The sequence below is a fragment of the Streptomyces sp. NBC_00154 genome (assembly GCF_026342835.1).
Taxonomy (GTDB): Bacteria; Actinomycetota; Actinomycetes; order Streptomycetales; family Streptomycetaceae; genus Streptomyces.
Map to the genome: position 1 here is coordinate 7658634 of NZ_JAPEMI010000001.1, position 23836 is coordinate 7682469.

Genomic DNA, 23836 nt, shown 5'->3' on the forward strand with positions numbered 1-23836 from the left:
GTGCAGCACCCCCCCGCACGGACGACGACCACGTCTGAGGGCTGCCACGTCCCGCCCGGCAGCGGCTGTGTCGCGCATCATGACGGGCTGCGAATCTATACTCGCCGTTGAGGGAGTCGTCCCACGGTGACCAGCAGCGGAGTCGAAGAGCACCGCCGTCGAGACCGGTCCGCTCACAGTCAGGGCGCGGATCTTGCGGAGGCACTGCACACTGCTGTCCGCAAGACGATGCAGTGGGTTGACGCGGCGGCGGCCGCGGTCTATCTCCTGACCGAGGACGGCACCGAGCTCCGGGCGGCGATGATCGTAGGCGGTGCGCCGTCCCTGTTCACCCTTCCGGCACGGATGCCCCTCAAGTCGGCGTGCGCGACAGCGCGTGCTCTGGCTTCGGGGACAACAGCGCTCCTGGCCGATCCCGACCCCGCACCGACGCAGCAGCAGTACGCCCGGCCCTACCCGTACGCCACGCTTGCGGCCCCGGTCCTTGCCGTCGGCCGGCGTTTCGGTGCCCTGACTGTCCTGCGGCCGGAGACCTGCGGCGACTACCGAGGGGCAGACCATACGGTCGTGCAGGACATCGCGGCCGAACTCGCCGAGGTCCTCGCAGCGCTCGCAGAGAGTGGCGTCACGATCGCCCCCGGGCCCACGCCGGCCCTGGTGCCGGCGAGGTTCGATGCGGATACAAACGCCGACACCCCGGGCTGGGGAGTGTCCGGCGTTCCCGGCTCCTCGGGCGTCAGCCTGATGTATCCACTGCGGCGGCTCTCCGACCTGCTGAACCAGGCCACCACCACGGGCGACATCGTCACAACGGCCCAGGAGTGCATCATGTCGCCGTTGCATGCCGACGCCCTGGTCCTGGCATCGGCCGGCGAGAACCGCCTGTGGGTCCTGGGGCACAGCGGTAGGTCGTCAGGAATGGTCCGAAACGTCCACGGCACCCCCCTCACCGCCCCCACGCCCGCGGCACAGGCTGCCCAGGGACGCCCGCTGTTCATCTCCGCAGGCCACCCGTCGGCTGCCCACCCCGACTGGTACGAGGACTCGCCACGAGCCGAGGCCTTCCTGCCTCTCATCGCCAGCAGCCAGACCACCGACCTGGCTTTCATGGGACACAAGAACGTCGTCGGCGTCTGCTGCCTGTCGTTCCCGGGCCCGCGCGACTTCCCGCCGGGGGAGAGAGCCACCCTGAGCATGATGGCGGCCCTGCTGGGCGCGGCGGTGCAGCGCGTAGGACTGAGCGAGAAGCAGCACCAGACAGCCGAATGCCTTCAACGGCGGCTCCTGCCCTCAACACTGCCCGAGCTGCCCCGACTGACCACGGCGGCGCGGTACCGGCCCGCCACTGTCACGGCGAAAGTGGGCGGCGACTGGTACGACGTGATCAGACTGACGGACGAGCGGATGGTGCTGGTCGTCGGCGACGTGGAAGGACACGCCGTGGAGAGCGCCGCCGTCATGGGCCAGGTACGCACCGCGGTGGCCGCCTACGCGATCGAAGGACACCGGCCCGCCACGGTGATCGACCGGACCGCGCGGCTGCTCACCGCGCTACGCACGGAATTGCTCGTGACCTGCTGCGTCCTCGCGCTGGACACGGCCGACGGCACCACGGAGGTGGCTCTGGCCGGACATCCGGAGCCGCTGGTGCTCCGGCCCGACGCCAGCACCGGCACGCTCGGCGCACCCGCCAACGTCCCGCTCGGCGTCCCAGCGCCCGACGCCTACCGAGGGCGTGAGCACATCCTCCCGCCCGGGACGGTCCTGATGCTGTACTCGAACGGCTTGATCGGCGGAAACGCCACCGACCCGGGATCCAGCGCCCAGGCACTCCTCGACTCCGGCAACCGCGCGGCCGGCACCGATCTCGAGCACCTGGCCGACCACCTCGTCGCCGAGGTCTCCAGCCCGCAGCAACGCCGCGACGACGCGGTGCTGCTCCTGGCCCGCTACGAGGACGCCGCCGGCGCGGGCGCGCCGCGAACGGCCAGCCTATGTATTCAGCGCCAGGACGTCCAAGGGGTCAAAGCGGTACGGAACTTCGTCAGCGACCGGTTGTGTGCCTGGGGGCTTACGGAGGTGTCGGACTCCCTGCAACTCATCGCCTCCGAGATCGTGACCAACGCGCTCATCCATGCGGGCAGCGACGTCGATGTCCGGCTGAGAGCGTTCGCGGATCATGTCCGGCTGGAAGTACGGGACTCCAACAGCAACCCGCCCGTTCCCTCGCCACTGGCGCTCGACGAGGAGGAGAACGCGGAAGCCGAACACGGCCGCGGCCTCCTCATCGTGGAAGCCCTCGCCGGTGGGTGGCACAGCTTCCCCAATGGCCGGGGCAAGACGGTGTCACTGGACATGCCCATCCCGGCTGTCTGAGCCGCGATCATGCTCTCGCTCCGCCCGTGAAACCGCCCGACACGACACACGGCTCCTCGCTTTTGGTGCGTGGCGGAAGGTATGTCAGAGGGGCAGGGGAGCTGCCAGCAGTGCGTGGGCGGCAGCGGCGTCCCCGGTGATCCAGTCCGCGCTCGCGGCCCGGCGCGTCTAGAGGGTGATCAGAAGGTCTGCGGCGCGGGCCTCGACTTCGGCCGCTGCGAACCCCGATCCGACCGGCCGGGGCCGCGGGACACGGCCGGGCTGGACCAGCTAGCTGTGTCCGGTGTCGGTCGTGCGCAAGACCATCGGTGCATGCAGCGCCCGCTGCTCACTGCGGCTCCAGACGATGGCCACCACTGGTCGACGCCATCAGATTGAGGCTGGATCGCGACGCCCGAGTCGTGCGGCTCGTGATCCATGCCCCGAACACGCCTGTGGTGTGCGCTCCCGCGGGAGTGGCGCCACAGGCATGTTCGCAACGTCAGGAGTGGTGCTACTTCGTGGTGCCCCAGAGCTGGCCGGCGGGGACGTGGGACGGGTTGCCCATCAGCCTGTCGACCCGGATCTGGTTGGGAACCAGATGGCCGCCGTGCCCGTGACCGCCGTGCTGGAACGACGCGTGGTGCGTGAAGGTCATCGCATAGGGGTGGGCGAAGTTCCTGGTTGAGCCGCTGACCAGCGGGAAGTGGCCCTGGGAGGCCGTCGCAGGCGAGTCTGCGGTGTCGATGATCCAGACGGTCTTGGCCGACACACCGCACTTCTGCAGCGTGAGACCCTCGTCCTGGTACGCGGTGTGGGCGAGACCCGCGCACAGACCGGTGCTCTGGCCATGCGGCGCATACTCGACCTCCACCGCATGCAGGCTCCCGTAGTGCTTGTTCACCTCGGCGGACACGAGGCCGTCCTTGTAGAAGTCCGACACCGCGCCCGCGCGGTGGCCGATGATGTCCCCGGCCGCACGGTACGTGCTGACGGGGTGCATCGCGGTGGGCTGTCCCACCCTCGCCAATCCTCGGTAGACGGTCTCAACCAGGTTGGGCTGCTCGGACGTCCCGAACTTGGCGCTGTAGATCTTGATGCAGCTCGCGCCGCACTCGGGCGTGGCCGCACTCGCGGACAGAGTCCCCACCGCACTGAGACCACCCGCAAGGGTCACCACTGCCGCAGCAGCCAGCACCTTGTTCTTGACAGACATAGATGATTCCTTCACTCGAGTCACAGCCGCACCGTGCGCACTGCTCGGACGGACGGGCCCACACCGGTCACCCGCGCTCGAGTAACCCGCTGCCGCAGCCGCCTCCGCTTCCGGCCCTGTCGCCTCCCGGCGACCGGCCGACTAAATAGGCGAAATGCCAAAAAACGCACCTCATCCACTTAAGAGCATATGCTCCTAAGTGTGGGACGGCAACCCCCTGTCGCCAGCCACCGCCCGGCATGCCGGCGGCGGCCGCCGCGGCGATCGCGGCCCCGGCGGCCGTGCTGCAGGGGGAGCGGGCGACAGTCAACGCCTCACGCGGGGCCGGACTTTGCGCGCGACGGCCCGCCGACCATCCGGCGCGCCACGAGTGCAGGCTCGTCTGGTGGCGGAAGGGGGGCGCCTGAACGGCCCCTCCGCGCGGGAAGGCTCCACGCTTGCCATCCGCACACGTATGAGCATATGCTCGTAAATGTCAACGGGATCCACCGGGCCAGCACGTCGCCGTGCGCCCAGGGGCCCTGGCACGCGAGTGGCGCCGAACCGCCACTCCGTGCGAGCCGCAGAAACAGAGCAAGGAGGTCGGGCCATGCCCATGCTCGATGTGTACATACCCGAAGGTGCGCTGGAGGCCGACGCCGAAGCCGCGCTGCTGAACCGCATCACCGAGATCCTCATCGGCTACGAGGGATTCGACCCCGCCGATCCCGGGACCCAGGCCATTTCGTGGGCTTTCCTGCACCGTCCGGCCGCCCTCTACGTGGGAGGAAAACCCGCCGACGTGCCCCGCTACCGGGTGATCGCCTCGGTCCCGGAAGGACAGCTCGACCGGCAGGCCCGGGAGGCCGTGGTCGCCGAGGTCACCGAAGCGATCCTCGACGCCGAGAACGGAATGTGGCCGCGCGACCCCCGGCGCGTGTGGGTGTTCCCCGCCGAGATCCCCGAGGGCTACTGGGGCGGCGCCGGCCGCATCGTGCCATTGGCCGACATTCTCACCCTCACCGGCATCGATATCACGCAGGCCCGCGAGCTTGCCGCCCAGCGCATCACCGCGAGCCGGACCGAGCGCATCACTCCCTCGTGACCGGCGCAATGACAGCCCCGGCCCCGCGGCGCGACGGGGTAGGGCTCCGGCGATCCGACGGCGGCCGGAGCTCGTAGATCAGAACCTGGCAGCGGTCCGCAAGCTACCTCTGCACCAGGGCCTGTTCAATGAGGCCTACCGCACCCGCAACGTCTACGACCCCACGCCTCGCGGCCTCGACCTCTACGAGTACGGTCACGGTCCCGGCTTCTGACTCATCGGGCGTGCGTAGACGATCAGCGCGGCGTTCTGCGCTGCTACACAGCCCACTCCACTCCCAACCCGAAGGCGCGCAGGCGTGGCCGGGAGACCGCACGCAGAGCCCAGTCGGCAGCCCGGTGACGGTCGCGCCGGGCGGGCTCCTCCTGGAGGCGACCCACGACACCGAGACCGCCACCACCGCCCTGCGCATTCACGCCGTGCCCAGCTGCCCCGTCCCACCCGCACGTCCCCATCGTCGCGAGCGATCAGGACGTGCTCAAGAAGGTAGGGCCGCCTGAACACCCCACAAGGACGGCCGCCGGGCGCGGTCACAGCTTCCGTGGCAGGAACCGAATCAATGGCGATGTCGTCGAAGGGGCAATTGAGCTGCTGAAAGGCCTAGCCGTGACGAAATCCAGCATGTACCTGCTCGCCGCATCCGCTGCGCTTGCCCTCGCCGTGGTCGGCTGCGACGCAGGGTCCATACCGGCCACCGCCGGAGGCGGTGTCCAGGCCAAGGCAGCCCGATGGTCCGAACCGAATCGGTATTCTTTCCGGCTTCTTTCCGAATCCGGAGAGCGGGGCGGCCTTGGGGAGTACCGGATCACCGTGGGAAACGGGAAGGTCGTCAAAGCGATCGGCCTCGACGAGCCGGCCCGGCGCACGGTCGAGGAGAATCTGCAGGATGTCCCGACGCTTGGCGGTCTCCTCACTGATGTCCAGAAGGCCCGTGCAGGCCAGGCTGAAGTCGCGGAGGCGGTATTTGCCGCAGATGGACACCCCACTGAGATTCACATCGACTGGCTGGAGAATGCCATCGATGACGAGGCCGACTACCTCATCACCGAATACCGCGAACTCCCCTGATCGGCGCGGCAGGCGGGGGCAGCCCCGGCCATGAGCGCGAGACCCAACAGCGGGCCCAGAACCCGCACAGGTCTGCGTCTGCGCGGGCCTCACAGGCTGGTGCCGGGCCCGAAAATCTTGTACGGATGTCAGTGGCGGCGGTCACACTTGATCCATGACGCTTCGGCACCGCTGCTGCTGGTCCCCTCCGGATCAGCGATCAACCCCATGGTGTTGGACCGGCCGATGCTCCTGCCCGTCCTCGACACCAACGCGCTGCTGGTCGAAGCCTGCTCTCTGGTCAAGCACGCTGGCCGACAGGACCGGGTCACCGCGCTGGCCGCTACCGGCCGCGCCACCCCGTACGTCGCCGCGCACGTTCCCGGCGAGGTCGACGAACACCTGGCCAAGATGGCCGCCCACTTCGAGGTGCCGGAACGGCAGGCGCGCCGCGTGCTCGACCAGCAGGTCCTGCCCGCCCTTCGAGTGGTCGACCTGGAGATCCGCGACCACCTGTCCCCGCAGACCCGGCACATCCTGCGCATCGACCGGGAGATGCCGCTGAAGTACCGGGGTGACCCGGACGACGCGCCCACGATGGCGCTCGCGGAGTTCCTGGGGCCATGCGTCATCGTCACCCAGGACAGCGTCTTCTCCCGCTTCGGGTTCGCCGTCATCGAATGGATCCCCGTCGCCCAGAGCCTGTTGCGTTTGGCAGGCCTAGAGGCCACAGCCGCGAACGCGCTGGTCTTCATCGACCTGGCACTCCGGCTGTTCGGCGCGGGCGCTCACCGCCTGGTCGTCCTCGCCGCGCGCAATCCGCTGCCTACGACGGCCGCCGTGGCCGGGCTGCTGTGGTGGTGCTACCGCCGGGGGTACTTGGCCCGCGACAACTGGCGGCGGCGCCTGTCGCGGGTGGGGGAGGCGACAGTGCCACTGCTGGAGCTGGGCAGCGCCGCGATGACCGAGCACCAGAGGCTCAGCGACTCGCTCCTGGTGGTGGAGCCCCCGGCCTACCCCACCAGCGAGCAGCTGGCCGCCCGGCACCTCGCGCGCTGCGGCCGGCCCCTGACCCCCAGCGAGCTGTGCGACGCGCTCGCCCGCCGCGGCCACACGGTCTCCGCCGAGCGGCTGAAGCGGGACATGCTCGCCCACCGCGCGTTCGTCCGCGCCCCCGGCGACCTGTTCACCATCGGCCGCCCGGCGCAGGGATAACGCGATGGCACCCGCAGGTACGGCCTGCTGCCCGTGGGGTCAGGCAGCCAGGACGTCCCGCAACTCCCGTACGGGCGCTTGTGGTGGTGCTGCTGACGTGCTGCGGATGCTGGGGTGCGTACCGGATAGACACAGTCCGGCAGATGGCACAGGTGATCACGCCAGAGGATGCGGACAGCCGGTCGTACGTGCGCAGGGCGATGAAGCGGTTGGCGGAGCTGGGTCTGGCGGAGACGAGCGGCCGGGACGGCAAGCACCCTATTTGGAACCTGACCGTGCAGGGGCAGAAGGCTCTGGCCGAAGCGCTGGGCCGCACTGCTGTTCATGCCCAGGCTCCGCCGCGCGAGCGAGCCGAGCATCTCTGCCGTGAATGCCTCAAGCGAGGACGGACCTCGCACATCTCCTCAGGGGTCACACCTGATACAAGCTCACACGGTATCCGGCAGACGGCAGTTGGGGTACCTAACGAAGCTCTACTAGTAACTCGTAATTTAGGAATTATTATTGACACGCGCCGGTAACCGCTGCAAGATCCTGGAAACCGACCGCAGGCGCGCGGGGATTGACTGGTCCGAAGGCCGACCGCCGCACCCTCCACGAGGGAGCGGTACCTCAGACTCACGACCAGGACGGGTTGGCACGCCTGATCGAAGGATCCGATGTGAAACGACATCTCACCGTCCTCCTCGCCCTCCTGACCGGCTTGCTGGTCGTGGCAGCACCCGCCCACGCCGGGCCAGCGGCCGGCACTGTCGCCGTCACGGCGCCAGCACCTCAGCAGGTGCTGAGCCCGACGCCGTACATGGGCTGGAACACCTACTACGCGCTGGGTGGCGATCCGACCGAGGCCGAGGTCAAGTCAATAGCCGACTTCCTGGTCAGCAGCGGTCTGCGCGACGCCGGCTACCAGTACGTCTGGATCGACGGCAATTGGGCGGCGCCGACCCCACGCAGCTCGGCCGGCGACTTGGTGGCCAACCCCGACCAATTTCCGAACGGGCTGAAGCCGCTGGTCGACTACATCCACGCCAAGGGCCTGAAGGCCGGCATCTACACCGACGCCGGCCCGTACATCCCGGGCAAGTGCGGACTCGGCAGCCACGGCTACTATCAGCGCGACGCGGACCAGTTCGCCGCCTGGGAGTTCGACGCGGTCAAGGTGGACTACCTCTGCGGGATCGCCGCGAACCTCGACCCGAAGACCGTCTACACCGAGTTCGCGCAGGCGTTGCGGAACAACGCCAGCGGGCGCCCCATGATCTTCAACCTCTGCAACCCGGTGACCTCCCCGGACTGGGGCAACTACCCGGAGGAGCAGCAGTCGACGTACTCCTGGACCTACGCGCCGGCGATCGCGCAGTCCTGGCGGACGTACACGGATGTGGGTTTCGTCGGCGAGATCAAGTTCAAGGACGTGCTGCGGAACTACGATGCGAACGCGCGGCACCCCGAGGCCGCCGGGCCGGGGCACTTCAACGACCCGGACTACCTGGGACCTGAGCTGGGGATGACCGACGAGGAGTTCCGTACCCAGATGACGCTCTGGTCGGTGGCGGCCGCGCCGCTGCTGATCGGCAGCGACGTCCGTAAGCTCAGCCAGACCTCGCTCGGCATTCTCGCGGACCCCGATGTACTCGCGATCAACCAGGACACCGCCGGCATCCAGGCCGTCCGCGTCGGCCCCGCCGGTACGACGGAGACCTGGGTGAAGCGGCTGGCCAACGGTGACCGTGCCGTGATGCTGCTGAACCGGGGCGACAGCCCAACGACCCTGACCACGAAGGCGTCGTCGGTCGGGCTGTCCGGGGATCGGTTCACCCTGAAGAACGCCTGGACCAACCAGGTCACCGAGAGCGCCGGCACCATCAGTGCCGCCGTCCCGGCCCACGGCGCGGCCCTGTTCCGGGTCGTCCCGGCCACGGGCAAGCCCGGTATTCCGCACGTCGTCGCCGGCCTGCCGCAGGTGACGCAGGTCGGTGGCGACGCGGTGCCGGCCGGGGCCGCCCCGCTGGTCGCCGGCGGCGACCAGGCCCGGGTCGAGGTCACCGTCCGTAACGACGGTGCGCAGCCGGTCTTCGCGCCGCAGGTTGAGCTGACGGTGCCCGCCGGCTGGACGGCCCGTCCGCTCGGCAAAGCGCCGAAGCTGCTGCGCTCCAACCATTCCGCGACCTTCGCCTTCACGGTGACCCTGCCGGCCACCGCCGCGCCGGGCAGCACCGTGCTGACCGGCAAGACGTCGTACAAGGTGATCGGCAAGGGGCGCCTGCGGCAGGAGACGGCCACGGCGGTAGTCGTCGCACCGGCAGCGCCGGACGGCGACGTCGTACTGTCGCACCACAAGTGGATCAGCGCTACCAGCGGGTGGATGAGCCCGACGGTCGACCTGAGCGTCGGTGGCTCGTCGCCGATCAGCATGCTCGGCCAGGTCCACCCGACCGGTATCGGGGTCGCCTCACCCTCCGCGGTCCGCTACTACCTCGGCGACAAGTGCAGCCGGCTGACCACGACCGTCGGCATCGACGATGCGGTGCGCAACGTCGGCCCGGACGGCGGCACGTCGACCTTCCAGGTGATCGGTGACGGCCGGGTGCTGTTCGACAGCGGTGTGCTGACCCGCGACGACACCCGCCAGGCCGACATTGACCTGACCGGCGTCCGCGTGCTCGACCTGGTGGTCGGCGACGGCGGCGACGGCGGCTACAACGACCGCGCCAACTGGGCCGGTCTGAACGCCACCTGCTGATTCGGCTCGGCCGCACCCAGGTGACACCTCACCTCGGTGCGGCCGATTCGCCAAGACTTTGAGACGCCGTGGCGCGGTTACGCGCCACGGCGTTGTGACGTTGGGCCGGCCCGCATGGGGAGCGGACGGCGTCAGGCGCGCCGCAGCACAACGAGTTCGGGGCCCTCGATGACTATGAGGTCGCATTCCCTGAGCCTGATGCGGACCTGGGAGTAGAGCGTCGGTGAAGCCACATGCAGCATCGGGAAGATCACGAATTCAAGTGGCGTCCCTGTCCGCCTCATGGTGATCAGCAGATCGGACGGCATGCCCGGTCACCTCGATGATCTGCATGATTCCGGGCCGCGATCGGTTCGTCATTGCCGAGCAGCGCGGATGGGCCCTGCACTTCAAGGTGCTGGCGATCTTCATGAGTCTTCTAGCTACTTGCCCCTGAAGAAGTCGGGGTTTGCGTTGGGTTGACCTTTGGTGAGAGCTGGTGCTGGCTGCTGGTGAGTCGGGACAGTAGATGCGGGTCATCGGCGGCCGGGGGTGGTAGCGGTGTTGCGGGTCACTCCGCGGCGGGGCGAAGCGTTCCTGCCTTTGCTCCCGGCGGGGCGCTGCGCCGTCCGTCGTTGCCGAGGTCACCGGCGGTGACAACGGCGAGCTGGTTGTCCCGTGACAAACGATCTTGACTGTTTACCCAATGATCTTGACCGGACGTTAAGGCCGTTTTCTTCGGATCATCTTGCTGGTCAGATGTAGATGGAGGCGGTCTTGTCGTAGCGGGTGGCGCACGCCGCGCATCTGCTTGGGCTTGTTGATGCATCGTTCGACCGTATTGCGCTGTTGTGCGGGCGCTTCGTCCGCCTTCGCAAGCACGGCGCCCTCGCCCGGAGGCACCCGGTCCGACTCGAGCTTTGCGTACGGCGATCGGGAGCATGCCCTGGTCGATGCGAGCCGGTCGGAGTGTTGTGGCACCATCCCCGTTGTGGTTGATCGCATGGATGACGTGGACTGGTCCGGACTGTTCCATGCCGTGGGGCCCGCCTGCGATACGCCGCGGCATCTCGCAGCGCTCCTCGGCGACGATGCAAAGGCTTTCGTCGACGGGTACTCGCATCTGTGGTCGACGCTTCGCCGCGAGGGCAAGGCCTGGCCTGCGACGGCGCCTACCGCGCTGCTTGTCGTCGAGCTCCTGGACAATCCGTTGCTGGGGCCTGACGATCCCTCACTGCCGGACGCGATGCTCGCCTACCTGTACGCGGTCGGCGTCGCCGCCGACCTCGGCGACCGGGCTGTGGAGATCCGTGCTCGGGTCGAGGACCGCGCACCGGAGCTGCGGGCCTGGACTGACGACTACCTGTCGGCCGATGCCGATGGCCGGGCCCGGATGTGGCAGGACGGCACGGGGCTGGGTGAACTCGTCCTCGATCAGGCGGCGCTCGCCTGCTTCGACCTGGTTCCAGCGTTCCTGCGGCGAACACTGCCACACCTCGCGTCGGAACGTGCCAGGTGCAGGACGTGTGCCGCCGCAGCCGTCGGGTCACTGGCCCGGCATCCCTCGGCCTCGGCGCAACGTCCGGCGCTGCTTGAGCAGTTGACATCGATGGCCCGGGCCGCCGATTCCTCGTACGACCTGGCGACGATTTTGATCGCCATTGGCCACCTCGGCGGCGACACGCGCTCCTGGCTAACCGATCCGCATGCGGGCGTTCGGGGCTGCGCGGCCCTGGCGCCCGACCTTGCCGGCGACGACACGGCGGACCGGGTGCTGCTGGGACTGGCACAATCGCCGAGCGCGTTCGGCGAGTCCTTCGGCGACATGGCTCCACCGCTGCAGTTCCAGTTCAAGCCGTATCAGGACCTGCTCACGTCCGCACTGCTCTGGCGGCGATGGACGGCTACCGGCATCGCGACCCGCAGATAGCGATCGTGCTGACTGCGGTGAAGGCGACGGTCAAGGGCGGCATCGGCTAGCTCCGCGAGCGGCCGCGCGGCGGCGGCTGGCGTCCCGGCGAGCCGTGGCCGGCCCTGAACCGGCCGACGTGGCGCCCGGACATCCGGGTGGTCCCGTGCTGGGTTGCGTGACTCCTGGAATTCGCCCTGAAGGGACGGGGCTTCTCGCTATGCCGTGTGGGCGTTGCGACGGACCAGCCCGGCCCGTAGAACATTGAGTGCTCCCACTGTGTCGGCGTGCGCCGTGTGTCCGCACGACTGGCAGAGGAAGGTCTCCTGTGTGGGCCGGTTCTCCTTGGAGACGTGCCCGCATTCGGGGCAGGTCCGGGAGGTGTTGCGGGGGTCCACGGCGATCACTTCCCGTCCGGCGCTTTCAGCCTTGGCGTACAGGATCGTCAGGAACACCCCCCATCCGGCGTCGGCAATGCTGCGGTTGAGTCCAGCCTTCGCCGCTGCCCCATTGGGCAGGAATGCGCCCGTCTGCTCGGGGTCGGGCTTGGGTGCGGGGGCCTTGCTCATGTTGCGGATCTCGAGGTCTTCGTGCGCGATGACATCGTGCGCCCGGACCAGGTCGAGCGCGGTCTTGTGCGCGTGGTCGAGCCGCTGGCGACGGACCTTGCCGTGCAACCGGGCGACCTGGTCCACTGCGCGCTGGTGGTTCCTGGTGCGGTCCTTGGCCTTGCGGCGCGGGAACCTGGACAGGGCCTGCTGTGCGGCTTCGAGTTTCGCAGCAGCGCGGTGGCCGTGGCGCGGGTTGGAGACGAACTCGCCGCCCGAGTCGGCAAGGAAGTTGGCTATGCCCAGGTCGATACCGACCACGCTGCCGGTCGTCGGGAGCGGTTCGGCCTGCTCCTGTTCGGCGGTCAGCACGACGAACCACTTGCGGCCCTCACGCTTGACCGAGACGGTCTTGACCCTGCCGACCACCGCACGGTGCTGGTTAACCCTGACATGCCCGACCCCTTGCAGCCGCACGCGGGTGACAGGGTCGTGCGGGGTGGAGTCCCACCGGCAGCCGTCCCCGTCCTTCGGGAACTCCACCGTGTCGAACCAGCTCACCGAACGAAAGCGCGGACAGCCGGGCGTCTGACCGGACTTGATCCGGCGGAAGAACGCGGCGAACGCTTTGTCCAGCCGGCGCAGCGTCGCCTGCTGCGAGGAGAACGACCAGCGCCCCTGACGCTCAGGATCGAACGCCCTAATGTCCTTCAACTGCCCGGACTGCATCCCGTACCGGACGGTGGTCCTCGATACATGCCGGTAGGCATCCCGTCGTTCCTGTAACGCCTCGTTGTAGAGCGAGCAGTGATCCCGCAGCATCTCGCCAAGCGCGATCTGCTGGCCCGTGGTGGGCCGCATCAGGAACTTGTACGCACGAATCATCCAGCCCACCCCCCCTTTTGGGTCAGTCCGGTCAACATAGCTGGCGCCACTGACAACGCAGAGAACTCCGGCGCTCCGCGCCTCCGGGCCAGGGATCGCATTCCCGCCCGGCCTGAAGGCCGGGATTCCCCGCGAAGATCAGGGATGGTGACGTTCAAGCGGCGCTGTCACGTTGGCTGGCTGAGTGGGATGATCTTCGGGTTGATCACGCTGGAGAGGGTTGTCCGTGGGGGACGTGTCGCCGTCGTACAAGGGCCATCGGTACCCGGTCGAGGTGATCTCCCACTGTGTGTGGCTGTACTTCCGGTTTCCGCTGTCCTTCCGTGAGGTGGAGGAGCTGATGCTCGAGCGCGGTGTCGTCGTCTCGCATGAAACGGTCCGCCGCTGGTGTGCCAAGTTCGGGCAGGGCTACGCCAGCGCGCTGCGCCGCCGGCAGCACCGGCCCGGCGACAAGTGGCATCTGGACGAGGTCTCCATCAAGGTCAACGGCGAGCGGAAGTACCTGTGGCGGGCCGTGGATCAGGATGGCAATGTCCTGGACATCCTCGTGCAGAACCGCCGGGACACCGCCGCGGCCCGGCAGTTCTTCCGCAGACTGCTGAAGACGACCCGCACAGTGCCCCGGGTGGTCGTCACCGACAAGCTGCGCTCCTACGGCGCGGCTCACCGTGAGGTCATGCCCTCGGTGGAGCACCGCTCGCACAAGGGTCTGAACAACCGGGCGGAGAACAGTCACCAGTCAACCAGGCAGCGTGAACGGGCGATGAAGGGCTTCCGCTCCGTAGGTGGGGCCCAACGGTTCCTGTCCGCGTTCAGCGGGATCTCGCCCCACTTCCGACCCCGCCGCCACCTGATGACCGCACACCACTACCGAGCCGAAATCCGCCACCGCTTCGCCATCTGGGACCAGATCACCGGCGCTGTCGGCCGGCCCACCACGGCCTGAACACAGGCCCGGACCGGGGCCCACCATGCCCCGACGCCCCGTCAGGCACGTACACACCCAACAATGTGACAGCGCCCGCCGCATCGATGCCCCCGGGCAGCCGATGGGGCGCTGCCCAACGGAGTGGCCTGCCGACCCCAGCCGGACTCAGTCTCGAACCTCTGTGCGCTAACCCTCCTGCACCACGGGGCGCGCGTGCTCGACGATGTCGTCAATGAGGACGACCTGGTGTCCGACGGCGGCGAGCAGCGAGGCGGCGATCGCGGCCCGGAAGCCGCTGCGGCAGTGCACCCAGTGCTCGGCCTCCGGCAGGGACACGATGGCATTGGGCAGTTCGGGCAGCGGGATGTGGCGGGCCCCGGGCAGGTGGCCGGAGCGCCACTCGCGGTCACTGCGGACGTCCAGGACCTCCACCTGTCGCCCGGGCCGGACAGTGGCGAGGGTGGCGAAGTCGGATCGCGGGTAGGAGGCCAGCTCTTGTGGGCCGACCCATTCGAGCGGGTTTCCGACGGCGGCAGCCGCAAGATGGTCGAAGCCGATCCGCAGCAGCTCGATGCGGGCTGCCTGCAACTCGTTGTGGTCGGCGGCCAGCAGGGTGACGGGGGCGTCGAAGGGCACCAGCCAGCCGAGGTAGGTGGCAAGGGAACCGGAGGCGTCGAAGTTGACCGTGCCCGGCAGATGGACCGGCGCGTAGTCGGCTCGCGGACGCACGTCGACCACCCACTCGCCCGCTGTGATCCGGTCGGCCAGTTCGGCCGGATCCGCAAGCCTTGGCCCGGGGAGCGAGGCGCGGGGCGGCGGCCCGGCAGCGTTGATCGGCGCCATCCGGCGGTAGTACGCGGGGCAGGGCTCCAGACCCGTCAGTGTCCCGGTCACGAAGGCGTCTTCGGTTTGGCTGAAGACAGGGTTCACGGCCCGCTCGCGGCCGATGGTGGAGCGTTGGACCGCGCCGACGGTCGTCGCGGCGCAGAAGCTGCCGAAGCCGTGGGTCGGCAGGATGATGGTGTCGTCGGGTAGTACCTCGGCCAGGTGGCGCACTGATCGGTACTGCTGGTGGGCGAGCGGCTCGGCCAGGTCTGCACCCATGAGGTCGGTACGGCCCGTGGTGCCGTACAACAGGGAGCCGCCGGTGCATACCAGCCGAGGCGCCCCGTCGGCGGGCGCGAAGGCGTAGGCGAGATGGTGGTCGGTGTGCCCGGGTGTGGCGATCACCTGGATCCGCAGCTTCCCGGCCGTCAGTTGGTTGCCGTCGCCGATCCGGACGGCGTCGAAGCCAAGGCGCGGCCCGGCTGGCACCGCGTACGCCGCCTGGCAGCGGCGGGCGAGCTCCAGACCGCCTGTCACATAGTCGTTGTGCAGGTGGGTCTCCACGACCGTGTCGAGCCGCAGGCCGCGGTCCTCGAGCACACTGGTGACGCGCTCCAGGTCACGTTGCGGGTCCACGGCGACCGCGACCGACCCGTCCGTGATCAGGTAGCTGCGGTTCCCGAGGCTGAGCGTGGAGATCTGGATGATCTCCACGCTATCGGGCAGCCGCTCGGAGAGCCGCAGCTCGGCCTGGGTGGCCCGGCCCGGCTCCGCCTCGTCCGGCATCTCCGTGACACCACGCGGCGAGAGCGCCTGCAAAACCCAGTGCCCCGGGGGCACGTAGAAGCGGAATTCCCCAATCGCGGAGGTGACTACCTCACCGACGAACTCCCCTGCCGGATCGAGCAGCCGGACCCAGACGCCCGCGGCCGGCCCGTCGGCGACCTGGACGCGGCCGGTCACGACGGTTCGGGTGGTGGGTTTGGGATCCACGGGTGTCGCGGTCATCTCTGATCCATCTCGCGCAGCCCCGCCTATGCTTCCGGCGGGGTCACTTCTCGATCGGAACGCCGACCATCGAGCCGTACTCGGTCCACGAGCCGTCGTAGTTCTTCACGTTGGGGTGGTCGAGCAGTTCGTGGAAGACGAACCAGGTGTGGGCGCTGCGCTCGCCGATCCGGCAGTAGGCGATGGTGTCGCGGTCGAAGTCGACGCCTGCGTCGAGGTAGAGCGCCCGGAGTTCCTCGTCTGTCTTGAAGGTGCCGTCGTCGTTGGCCGCCTTGGACCAGGGGACGTTTCTGGCACCGGGGATGTGACCACCGCGCTGCGCCTGCTCCTGCGGCAAATGGGCGGGGGCCAGCAGCTCACCTGAGAACTCCTGGGGGGAGCGGACGTCGATCAGGTTCTGGTTCTGCTGCCCGATCGAGGCCAGCACCTCGTCACGGAAAGCCCGGATCGAGTAGTCCGGCTCCTTGGCGGTGTAGCCGGTCCTCGGTCGCTGCGGCACCTCGTCGGTGAGCGGCCGCGACTGCAGTTCCCAGATTTTGCGACCGCCGTCGAGCAGGCGCACGCGCTCGTGCCCGTAGACCTTGAAGTACCAGTAGGCATAAGCGGCGAACCAGTTGTTGTTGCCGCTGTACAGGACAACGGTGTGGTCGGGCGTGACGCCGCGCTCTGACATCAGCTCCTCAAAGCGCTTCTGGTCCACGAAATCGCGGCGGACCGGATCCTGCAGATCGTTCTTCCAGTCCAGCTTCACCGTGCCCGGGATGTGACCGGTGTCGTAGGCGCTCACATCCTCGTCGACCTCGGCGATCACCATGCTCGCGTCGTCCACGTGCTGCTGCACCCAGTCGGCGTCGACCAGGGATTGGTCACGGCTCATGGGCATGCCTTTCACTCGGGGTATACCCCTCTTCCAGCACAACCCCTGCCTCGGAAGGTGTCAACATCAGGATCCGCCTGGCAACTACAGGACCCCGCTCCAAAGCTGGAGCGCGCCGGTCGCAGGGCCGCTGGAAGACGTCGCTGGTGCTGACGACGGCTGGAGGCTCGCTCCAAGCCCCTCAGCGCCGCTTTGGCATCTGGCGTGCGCCGTAGCGGGCGGCCCCGGATCCCGCGGGCGGTGGCCTCTACCGGCCGGTCACATCGAGCTCGGCGTATATGCCGGCGGCGTAGTGGCTGGATTCGTTGCTCACCAGTTCGTAGCGGCCGGGCCGCGGCGGCGAGGGTGAAGACGCCGGAGCCGGTGTCCTGCCAGCTGGCGGGGAAGACGATCACGGGTGCGTAGGTGAAGAACTGCTCTCCGTGAGCGGCTCGCAGGATCGCGTTCCAGGCCACGGGCCCGAGGGCCGCGGCGAGCGCACCGGTCGCGGCGACGGCGCGGCTGCCCGGGTGGCGGCGATGAGGACGGCGGCGAGGACGGCCGACAGCGCGGCGCCGTAAACGACCTGGACATCCCACATGCCACCCTGCTGGACCTCGACTACGGCAGGGCCGGAGCGGGACCGGCTTGGCTACGCGACGCCTGCAGCCGACTAAGAGCGTCCGCCAGTAGGCGTGAGTTGTGGCTAAGCGGCTTCGGTGAAGTTCGCCGACGAGTGCTGGTCACAGGTTGAGCCCGTCAGCAGCGCATGACAGGCTCGTGCCCCATGATTGATGACTTTGCGAAGGACTACCTGCACAGCGACCTGCGAGAGATTCGCAAGGCGATGCTCTGGAAGCTCGACGGGCTCTGTGAGTACGACATCCGTCGCCCGCTGACCTCGACAGGTACCAACCTTCTTGGCCTGGTCAAGCACCTATCGCTTTGGGAGGCTAGGTACTTCGGCGAGGTCTTCGGCCGACCGTTCCCCGAACTTCTGCCCCGGTGGGACGACACCGCCGAGCGCGGCGCCGACCTGTGGGCGACCGAGCACGAGACGCGCGAGGAAATCACCGACCGCTACCGTCGCGTATGGGAACACTCAGATGCGACGATCACCACCCTCACCATCGACTCCCCCGGCCACGTGCCCTGGTGGCCACGCCCCAACGTGAAGCTGTTCAACATCCTGGTCCACGTGCTCACCGAGACCAGCCGGCACGCCGGACACGCCGACATCCTGCGCGAACAACTCGACGGCTCGACTGGGACAACAGCCGAATACGCGACTGATCAGCGCGACGCAGCCTTGTGGGATGCCCACGGAGCGACGATCGAGCGAGCTGCCAAAGCTGCCGCCGAGAAGGACCAGCACTTGACTTCGCCGTAGCCGCCTAGCGGATGCGCGGGCTGGCGGGCCGGGAGTCCCAGCGGTGGGTGTACCAGGCCCTGCGGATGAGGCTGCGGACGGTGATGATGGCGGTAGCCAGCTGAAGGAAGAACTCGGTGCAGGCGCGGCGGCGTTCGGTGTTGCGGCGGAGTCTGCCGAAGTTGTTCATCCACGAGTTTGTGCGCTCTACGACCCAGCGGCCGTCGGTCTGGATCGGGGTTTTCGTGCCTCGCTTCGAGATCCGGGGTGTGATGTCACGCTCGGCCAGGTTGCAGTAGACGGGCTGGTAGTCGTAGCCGGCGTCCAGGCTCAAGGCCGGGTGCTGCGGGACATGTCCGAGCTGCTCGGTCAGCTCGGCGAAGGCGTCGAGGGTTTGGGGCAGCAGCGTGTGGTCACGGATGTTCGCTCCGGCGGGCACCGTGACCACGGGTATGCCGTAGCTGTCGGTGAGCTGGGATCTCTTGAGGCCCTGCTTGCCCCGGTCCACCGGGGACCGGCCGACGCATTCGCCGCCCGCGGGTGCCTTGGTGATACAGCCGTCCGCGGCCAGGTCCTCAAGCTCAAGGCCCACCATCTGGTCGTAGGCCCGCAGCACCGCGAGGACCAGGTGGCCGGCGACACCGGCAGTAATCCACTCGTCCCGTCGGCGCCGGATCGTCGTGGCCGAACACGCCCCGTCTGCGACCCGCTCATAGCCCATCCCCGACACCAATGCCAGAACGAGCCGGTCGAAGACCACCGCGTCCTCGATCCGCGGATTGTGGCAGCCCAGCGGGTGCGTGACCGGCCGGGCGGGCAGCAGACGGAGGAACTCCTCACGGATCGGAGTGATGATGGACGCAGGCACAACTGACACGAACTCTCCCGATGGTCACAGAGCGTAGAAAACTCCATGATCATCAAATTCGTGCCCACCGTGCCGCCAACTTCACCACATCCATGACCTACTGGCGGACGCTCTAAAGGAAAGCGGGCTAGAGCCGTTGGAAGGGCTCAAAGGCTACGACGAGGCCAGCGACATCCGCGACGATCTCGAGTCCAAGGAGATTCGCACGATCCTGCAGCACCTGCGCACGTTCGGGATCTTCTACGCCGCGCGGCTTGACCTCGACTACGCCATGCTGCAGAAGTTCCAGGCCGCCTACAAGCATCCTGAACCGGGCGACTGCGGCCCACACTCCAGCGACCCCACCAACACGGTCATGGAAGAGGGGGGAACCGGGCTGGCCTACTGGAGCAACGAGGAACGCCTTGAACTGCTGCGTTGGTACCGCTACCTGTTCGCTATCGGTGAGTCGGCAGGAGCGCGAGTGCCGTCCGTTGCGACTGGTCAAGCCGAGCTTCTCCAAGCGGCCGAGTTTCACGGCTCCCGGGGCAGCAGGTGGCGGAGGTCTGGGCATCAGTTGGTACCACTGGTACCATGCCGGAACCCAGGGCCATGAACCTACGCTTCCCCGATCCCGAGCAGCGGGCCGCCATCGCGGCCGCCGCAAAGCAGGAAGGGGTCAGCATGCAGGAGTACATCCTGTCCGCCGCCTACGCCCGCGCCACCGCCATCGAGGACAGGTTCCTGGACAGTTTCAAGGAATCGATGGCTCGCAGCGGCGCCGCGTTCGCCGCCGAGCCCAGCAGCATCGACGCCACCGCGGAGCAGCGTGCCGCTGAGCAGCAGGCGCGCGAGTTCGAGCAGCAGGGGCAGGGCCACGCCGCGTGACCCAGCCGGAACCGATCCACCCGCTCGACGTCACCTACCTGCTGCACGCCGCCGAGATCCTCGACGGCGACCCCCAGGTCGACGACTACGGCCCCCTCTACGCAGCGGTCGCGCGCGTCAACGCCCAAGCCATGGACCGTGACATCTACGGCTCCCTGCACCTCAAAGCAGCAGCCCTCCTCCAGACCCTGGCAAAGCTGCCCTGCCTCGAGCATTCCAACGAAGCCTTCGCCTGGCACTCCGCCGAGGCCTACCTCGCCCTCAACGGACACCGGCTCGACTACCCGCCCAAAGCAGCCCTCGCACTCGTTCGGGACGCCGCCTCAGGGACGCTCGGTGTCGCCCGGATTGCCCGCCAGCTGCACGGCTGGACTGTCACCTGACTCCTCGGGTAGAAGTCTGGGCAGCGGGGCACGGCCCGCCTGGTCGACGTGCGAAGGGCTCCCGGGCGGGCTCCACCTTCCACACTGACCGGCTCCCACTGTTGCCGCGTGCGGCGCGGCCGTTGGCTGACCCGAATGGAACGGCGGCCGCCGCTATAAGACCCACCGGCAAATGGATCACTTGAGGCGTCGGGTGGTGGGGCGGCCGTCCCAGCGGTAGCGGCTCGTCGAGCGTCGAATGAGCATGCGGAGCGTGACGAGTGCGGCGGCGAGGTAGAGGTAGAAGTCCACGACATCGCCGCTCCTCTCGGTGCAGCGCCGCAGCTTGCCGTAGTCGTTCATCCACGAGTGCGTGCGCTCCACCACCCAGCGCTTGCCGGCCTGGATCGGGGCGGGCACGCCCTTGCGGGCGATCTCGGCCGAGAATCCCAACTCGCCGATCAACACACGTGACTTGGTGCTGTCGTACCCGCGGTCGAGGTTAACGTTGACGGCCTCCGGCATCGCACCGGCCAACTGGGTCAAGCAGGACACGATCGACCGCGGACGGGAGGCGCCGGGCGAGCTGACGACGGCCGAACGCGAAGAGCTGCGTCGGCTGCGGCGCCAGAACCGTGAGCAGGCCGAGACGATCGAGGTACTGCGAAAAGCGGCGGTCTTCTTCGCGAAGGAGAGCGATCGATGAGCGAGGTGTACGCGTTCATCGAGGCGGAGAAGACCACCCACGGAGTCGCTCTGTTGTGCCGGCTGCTGAAGGTGGCCCGGTCCTCTTTCTGCGCCTGGATGGCCGGCGAGCAGGCCCGCGCCGCCCGCCGGGCCGCCGACGACGCCCTGGCCCACGAGATAGCCGGCCGCGTCGTCGGTGATGTGCCGCTTGGCCAGGAGCCGGCCGGTGTCGTCGACCAAGGCGACGTCGTGCGTCCTCTCGGCCCAGTCGATGCCGCAGTAGATCAAGTTTTTCCCTCCGCAGGGTGCGGGTGTTTGCGCTGGTCACGAGCGCATGCGGGCCACGCAGCGACCTAATCCCAGGACTCGGCGCGAAGGCCGGTCCGCCACCTCAGTAGCCGTTCGTGGCACCAGCTCACCCCACGGGCCTCGGTCTATCTCGGGAGCTCGGACAGCTCGCGACATCGAAGAAGTCACCGCGGCGCGGGCTCGCACCACCAACACCAACGAGTGATCAAGCGCACGGTGTTGACGATGGTGGCGGTCACGAAGACACCGAACGCCGCCGCTCTGTAAAGAGGCATCGGAGCCAGGCCCTTGGAAGGCATATGTTCGACGTTCGCGTGGCCGCCACCGAGCGAGCCGCGGTGGCGGCCACGAAGGCACCGGACGTCACCGCTCTATGCGGAGGCATCGACGCCGTGTTCGCCGAAGGCGTCCGTCCGGTGCCCACGAGACCGCCACGCTGACTCGAACGATCCCTTAGGGCCATCCGGCCTTGGAGATCGCCGCTAACTACGGATTAGGTTCGCCGGGTTGCCGGTTGGGACGGGTGGCCCGGTGCGCTCTCGAGCTTGGCGTCGAAGTCAGGGTCGGTGGACTCCTTCCAGGTCTTGGTGCGCTGGAAGGTGATGCCATGCCGCTTGAGTAGCATCCGCAGGGCCTCGCGGCCGATGCGGATCACGCGTCCGTGGACTTTGCGCAGGTAGGCGGTGAGCTTGCGGATCGACCAGCGGGTGAACGGCTGGCCGAGCTTGACCGGGCGGGTGGTGGCCGTCTGGATGACGAAAGCTTCGTCGTCATCGCTGAGTAGGCGGGGATGGCCTCCCGCCCACCGAGGGTCCAGGCAGGCCAGGCCGATCTCGTTCGAAGCGGTGGATAACATCGCGGACGGTGTCCTCGTCGGCGGCCACGAGACGGGCGATGACCGGGACGGTGTTGCCGCCCGCAGAGGCCAGCAGGATCATCGCCCGCCGGTAGCGCACGCTGTTCGTGCTGCCCCGCCGGACGATCTGCTGCAGCTTCTGCCCCTCGTAGTCGGCGATCCTGCGGACTTGAACCCGTGGTGTCACCACGTCTCCTGACGCTGGATCGGGTCGATCGATCCCACCCGATCGCATCGGCAGCCAGACAGGACACCCGTGAACCGGTGAACCTTCCCGGTCGCAGCACAATCGTGTTGACCGCCCCCGGCAGGCAGTGCTTGAGTCGGCGCGTGGACAGCATTTCTGCCAACCGGCGGTTCTGGAATCAGATCAGCAGCGCCTACCAGCACGAGCATGACCCGCAGATCGGCGCAACGCCCCGGCTGTGGGGCACGTACGCCATCCCCGACGCGCACCTGCACGCCCTGGGCGACGTCACCGGCAAGCGCGTCCTCGAACTCGGCTGCGGCGCCGGCCAGTGGTCCAGGGCGCTCGCCGCTGAGGGCGCCACCGTGGTCGGGCTCGACCTGTCCGAAGCCCAGCTCGCCGCGGCAGCTCGCGCGATGGGATCGGCCCGCTACCCGCTGGTGCAAGGCGCCGCCGAACACCTCCCGTTCGCCGCCGACAGCTTCGACCTGGTGTTCTGTGACTACGGCGGGCTTAGCTGGGCGCCCCCGCACCTGGCCGTCCCGCAGGCCGCACGCATCCTGCGCCGCGGTGGGCGCCTGGTGTTCAACGTCGCCAGCCCATGGTTCGAAGCCTGCTACGACGAAGCCGCCAGCCGCGTAACCACGACGCTGCACCAGGACTACTTCGGGCTGGACACCATCGCCGAAGACCAGGGCGCGGTCAGCTATCAGCTCACCTACGGCGACTGGATCAAGGTCCTGCGTGGCGCAGGTCTCGTCATCGACGACCTCATCGAGCCGCGGCCCGAACCCGGAACAGCCAACGGCTACAACCAAACCGACCCGCCTGACTGGGCATACCGCTGGCCGGCAGAAATGCTCTGGGTAACCCACAAACCGTAAGCACCGCCGCACCGAGACGTGAAGGTATCCCCTTCCCGGTTGGCTCTAGAAGGTCCTGTCCTACGTGCCATCCGCCGACCAGCGCTGGTGCCGCTCATACACGGTCTTCCACGGACCGAAACGCGCAGGCAGATCCCGCCAGGGCACACCCGTGCGCTGCCGGTACAGGATCCCGTTGATGATCCTGCGATGACTGGCCCAACGGCCGCCCCACAGCCCTGACTTCGGCAGGTGCGGCTTCAGCCGGACCCACTCCTCATTGGGTGCGGATCCTTTGAAGGGAAGGGGGGCGTGCTGAGCTGGGCCGTGGCTATGAAGCGTCGGCGTAGGCGAGATGGGTGCCGCAGTGGGTGCAGCGGAAGAGCATGGCGCTTGCCCCCTGGCCGAGGTGGGTCAGGAAGTTCTCGAGCTGGGACGCGTCGTGCCAGCCATCCATCCGAAGGTCGAGTCGAAGCTGGTCGAGTGCCTCGGGGTGGGCTGCCAGTTCGGTGTATCCGACCTCGCCGATGAAGGCGGCCGCGTCGTTGCAGTGGACAAGCCAGTGCGGATCCTGCCAGGTGCGGAAGCCAGGGGTGCGGCGGGTGACCTGCACCAGGGTCTCCTCGCTGACGCCGTCGAGCCCGTATGCGTCGGTGAATTCACCTTCGAATCGTTCAGCGGCCCTGCCATCGGCGATGCACCAGGGGCAGAATCTCCCGCTGACGTCCTGGGCCGTGTAGAAGGTAGCGGTGTAGATCCACCCCGTACTGCGGTTGCAGCAGGCGCAGGTCTCGGCACTCTCGCGGACGGACCCGCTTGCGACGGGGTCGGGGTGGTAGCGGAAGTGGGGCAGGTTGGTACTCACTGGTG

21 protein-coding genes and 4 pseudogenes are annotated in these 23836 nt (G+C 68.1%); 15 read left to right on the top strand and 10 right to left on the bottom strand.

What is annotated here, in order from left to right:
- The first annotated feature begins 126 nt into the window (after nt 1–126).
- Nucleotides 127–2376, top strand: a complete 2250-nt coding sequence (locus OHA03_RS34460) for a SpoIIE family protein phosphatase (RefSeq protein WP_267007581.1) — start codon at nt 127–129, stop codon at nt 2374–2376.
- A gap of 493 nt (nt 2377–2869) precedes the next feature.
- Here OHA03_RS34460 and OHA03_RS34465 read toward each other — a convergent pair whose 3' ends face one another.
- A complete protein-coding gene (locus tag OHA03_RS34465) occupies nt 2870–3571 on the bottom strand; it encodes a hypothetical protein (protein WP_267007582.1) in 702 nt (233 codons plus the stop codon).
- 589 nt (nt 3572–4160) lie between these two features.
- Between OHA03_RS34465 and OHA03_RS34470 the strand changes: the two genes are divergently transcribed.
- The 5 genes from OHA03_RS34470 to OHA03_RS34490 all read left to right on the top strand — a co-directional run bounded on the left by OHA03_RS34470 (nt 4161) and on the right by OHA03_RS34490 (nt 9660).
- The gene (locus OHA03_RS34470; RefSeq protein ID WP_267007583.1) at nt 4161–4655 is read left to right on the top strand and encodes a hypothetical protein; all 495 of its coding nucleotides are present in this window, start codon (nt 4161–4163) and stop codon (nt 4653–4655) included.
- A 474-nt stretch (nt 4656–5129) separates the two neighbouring features.
- Nucleotides 5130–5723: a DUF6174 domain-containing protein gene (locus OHA03_RS34475; RefSeq protein ID WP_267007584.1), complete on the top strand. Its 594-nt coding sequence runs from the start codon at nt 5130–5132 to the stop codon at nt 5721–5723.
- A 147-nt stretch (nt 5724–5870) separates the two neighbouring features.
- Nucleotides 5871–6917 (top strand): PIN domain-containing protein, encoded by a 1047-nt coding sequence (locus OHA03_RS34480; protein WP_267007585.1) that lies wholly within the window; start codon nt 5871–5873, stop codon nt 6915–6917.
- Between the two features lie 143 nt (nt 6918–7060).
- Nucleotides 7061–7438 (top strand): replication-relaxation family protein, encoded by a 378-nt coding sequence (locus OHA03_RS34485; RefSeq protein ID WP_267007586.1) that lies wholly within the window; start codon nt 7061–7063, stop codon nt 7436–7438.
- 140 nt (nt 7439–7578) lie between these two features.
- Nucleotides 7579–9660 carry an NPCBM/NEW2 domain-containing protein gene (locus OHA03_RS34490; RefSeq protein ID WP_267007587.1) on the top strand — a complete coding sequence of 694 codons (2082 nt, stop codon included), beginning with the start codon at nt 7579–7581 and terminating at the stop codon, nt 9658–9660.
- A 131-nt stretch (nt 9661–9791) separates the two neighbouring features.
- On the opposite strand, the gene OHA03_RS34495 is transcribed toward OHA03_RS34490, so the two are convergent.
- Nucleotides 9792–9968 (bottom strand): hypothetical protein, encoded by a 177-nt coding sequence (locus OHA03_RS34495; RefSeq protein ID WP_267007588.1) that lies wholly within the window; start codon nt 9966–9968, stop codon nt 9792–9794.
- 674 nt (nt 9969–10642) lie between these two features.
- On the opposite strand from OHA03_RS34495, the gene OHA03_RS34500 reads away from it, so the two are divergent.
- Together OHA03_RS34500 and OHA03_RS34505 are read left to right on the top strand one after the other, a co-directional pair.
- Complete coding sequence (locus tag OHA03_RS34500) at nt 10643–11569, top strand: hypothetical protein (protein ID WP_267007589.1); 927 nt, start codon at nt 10643–10645, stop codon at nt 11567–11569.
- A pseudogene (locus tag OHA03_RS34505) lies at nt 11527–11706 on the top strand (hypothetical protein); the annotation flags it as partial. The gene OHA03_RS34500 and the pseudogene OHA03_RS34505, both read left to right, overlap by 43 nt.
- A gap of 60 nt (nt 11707–11766) precedes the next feature.
- Here OHA03_RS34505 and OHA03_RS34510 read toward each other — a convergent pair.
- Nucleotides 11767–12981: a transposase gene (locus OHA03_RS34510; protein ID WP_267007590.1), complete on the bottom strand. Its 1215-nt coding sequence runs from the start codon at nt 12979–12981 to the stop codon at nt 11767–11769.
- Nucleotides 12982–13207: 226 nt separating this feature from the next.
- On the opposite strand from OHA03_RS34510, the gene OHA03_RS34515 reads away from it, so the two are divergent.
- Nucleotides 13208–13927 (top strand): IS6 family transposase, encoded by a 720-nt coding sequence (locus tag OHA03_RS34515; RefSeq protein WP_267007591.1) that lies wholly within the window; start codon nt 13208–13210, stop codon nt 13925–13927.
- A 168-nt stretch (nt 13928–14095) separates the two neighbouring features.
- On the opposite strand, the gene OHA03_RS34520 is transcribed toward OHA03_RS34515, so the two are convergent.
- Nucleotides 14096–15742 (bottom strand): DUF1416 domain-containing protein, encoded by a 1647-nt coding sequence (locus OHA03_RS34520; protein ID WP_267007592.1) that lies wholly within the window; start codon nt 15740–15742, stop codon nt 14096–14098.
- Between the two features lie 43 nt (nt 15743–15785).
- A complete protein-coding gene (locus tag OHA03_RS34525; protein WP_267007593.1) occupies nt 15786–16619 on the bottom strand; it encodes a sulfurtransferase in 834 nt (277 codons plus the stop codon).
- 766 nt (nt 16620–17385) lie between these two features.
- On the opposite strand from OHA03_RS34525, the gene OHA03_RS34530 reads away from it, so the two are divergent.
- Complete coding sequence (locus OHA03_RS34530) at nt 17386–17988, top strand: DinB family protein (protein WP_267007594.1); 603 nt, start codon at nt 17386–17388, stop codon at nt 17986–17988.
- A gap of 4 nt (nt 17989–17992) precedes the next feature.
- Here OHA03_RS34530 and OHA03_RS34535 read toward each other — a convergent pair whose 3' ends face one another.
- Complete coding sequence (locus OHA03_RS34535) at nt 17993–18844, bottom strand: IS5 family transposase (RefSeq protein WP_267007595.1); 852 nt, start codon at nt 18842–18844, stop codon at nt 17993–17995.
- 127 nt (nt 18845–18971) lie between these two features.
- Here OHA03_RS34535 and OHA03_RS34540 point away from each other — a divergent pair, with 127 nt between their 5' ends.
- Genes OHA03_RS34540 through OHA03_RS34550 form a run of 3 tightly spaced genes read left to right on the top strand, consistent with a single transcriptional unit; the run spans nt 18972 to nt 20085 of the window.
- The gene (locus OHA03_RS34540; protein WP_267007596.1) at nt 18972–19430 is read left to right on the top strand and encodes a hypothetical protein; all 459 of its coding nucleotides are present in this window, start codon (nt 18972–18974) and stop codon (nt 19428–19430) included.
- The gene (locus OHA03_RS34545; protein ID WP_267007597.1) at nt 19409–19702 is read left to right on the top strand and encodes a DUF1778 domain-containing protein; all 294 of its coding nucleotides are present in this window, start codon (nt 19409–19411) and stop codon (nt 19700–19702) included. Before OHA03_RS34540 ends, OHA03_RS34545 begins: the two co-directional genes overlap by 22 nt.
- Nucleotides 19699–20085 carry a fic family toxin-antitoxin system, toxin component gene (locus OHA03_RS34550; RefSeq protein ID WP_267007598.1) on the top strand — a complete coding sequence of 129 codons (387 nt, stop codon included), beginning with the start codon at nt 19699–19701 and terminating at the stop codon, nt 20083–20085. Before OHA03_RS34545 ends, OHA03_RS34550 begins: the two co-directional genes overlap by 4 nt.
- Nucleotides 20086–20262: 177 nt before the next feature.
- Here the strand turns inward: OHA03_RS34550 and OHA03_RS34555 are convergent.
- Nucleotides 20263–20589 (bottom strand): annotated as a pseudogene (locus OHA03_RS34555) (IS5/IS1182 family transposase); the annotation flags it as partial.
- 770 nt (nt 20590–21359) lie between these two features.
- Between OHA03_RS34555 and OHA03_RS34560 the strand changes: the two are divergent.
- The gene (locus OHA03_RS34560) at nt 21360–21500 is read left to right on the top strand and encodes a hypothetical protein (protein WP_267007599.1); all 141 of its coding nucleotides are present in this window, start codon (nt 21360–21362) and stop codon (nt 21498–21500) included.
- 98 nt (nt 21501–21598) lie between these two features.
- Here OHA03_RS34560 and OHA03_RS34565 read toward each other — a convergent pair.
- A pseudogene (locus OHA03_RS34565) lies at nt 21599–22103 on the bottom strand (transposase); the annotation flags it as partial.
- 143 nt (nt 22104–22246) lie between these two features.
- Between OHA03_RS34565 and OHA03_RS34570 the strand changes: the two are divergent.
- Nucleotides 22247–22987 carry a class I SAM-dependent methyltransferase gene (locus OHA03_RS34570; protein ID WP_267007600.1) on the top strand — a complete coding sequence of 247 codons (741 nt, stop codon included), beginning with the start codon at nt 22247–22249 and terminating at the stop codon, nt 22985–22987.
- A 63-nt stretch (nt 22988–23050) separates the two neighbouring features.
- Here the strand turns inward: OHA03_RS34570 and OHA03_RS34575 are convergent.
- Together OHA03_RS34575 and OHA03_RS34580 are read right to left on the bottom strand one after the other, a co-directional pair.
- Nucleotides 23051–23248 (bottom strand): annotated as a pseudogene (locus OHA03_RS34575) (transposase); the annotation flags it as partial.
- 49 nt (nt 23249–23297) lie between these two features.
- A complete protein-coding gene (locus tag OHA03_RS34580) occupies nt 23298–23831 on the bottom strand; it encodes a CbrC family protein (protein WP_267007601.1) in 534 nt (177 codons plus the stop codon).
- Nucleotides 23832–23836 lie beyond the last annotated feature (5 nt).

Coding starts and splice junctions, on each gene's coding strand:
- OHA03_RS34545 (WP_267007597.1), top strand. CDS start 19,409: ATGCCGGAACCCAGGGCCATGAACCTACGCTTCCCCGATCCCGAGCAG.
- OHA03_RS34530 (WP_267007594.1), top strand. CDS start 17,386: ATGATTGATGACTTTGCGAAGGACTACCTGCACAGCGACCTGCGAGAG.
- OHA03_RS34485 (WP_267007586.1), top strand. CDS start 7,061: ATGGCACAGGTGATCACGCCAGAGGATGCGGACAGCCGGTCGTACGTG.
- OHA03_RS34560 (WP_267007599.1), top strand. CDS start 21,360: ATGTTCGACGTTCGCGTGGCCGCCACCGAGCGAGCCGCGGTGGCGGCC.
- OHA03_RS34495 (WP_267007588.1), bottom strand. CDS start 9,968: ATGCCGTCCGATCTGCTGATCACCATGAGGCGGACAGGGACGCCACTT.
- OHA03_RS34465 (WP_267007582.1), bottom strand. CDS start 3,571: ATGTCTGTCAAGAACAAGGTGCTGGCTGCTGCGGCAGTGGTGACCCTT.
- OHA03_RS34500 (WP_267007589.1), top strand. CDS start 10,643: ATGGATGACGTGGACTGGTCCGGACTGTTCCATGCCGTGGGGCCCGCC.
- OHA03_RS34510 (WP_267007590.1), bottom strand. CDS start 12,981: ATGATTCGTGCGTACAAGTTCCTGATGCGGCCCACCACGGGCCAGCAG.
- OHA03_RS34520 (WP_267007592.1), bottom strand. CDS start 15,742: ATGACCGCGACACCCGTGGATCCCAAACCCACCACCCGAACCGTCGTG.
- OHA03_RS34525 (WP_267007593.1), bottom strand. CDS start 16,619: ATGAGCCGTGACCAATCCCTGGTCGACGCCGACTGGGTGCAGCAGCAC.
- OHA03_RS34470 (WP_267007583.1), top strand. CDS start 4,161: ATGCCCATGCTCGATGTGTACATACCCGAAGGTGCGCTGGAGGCCGAC.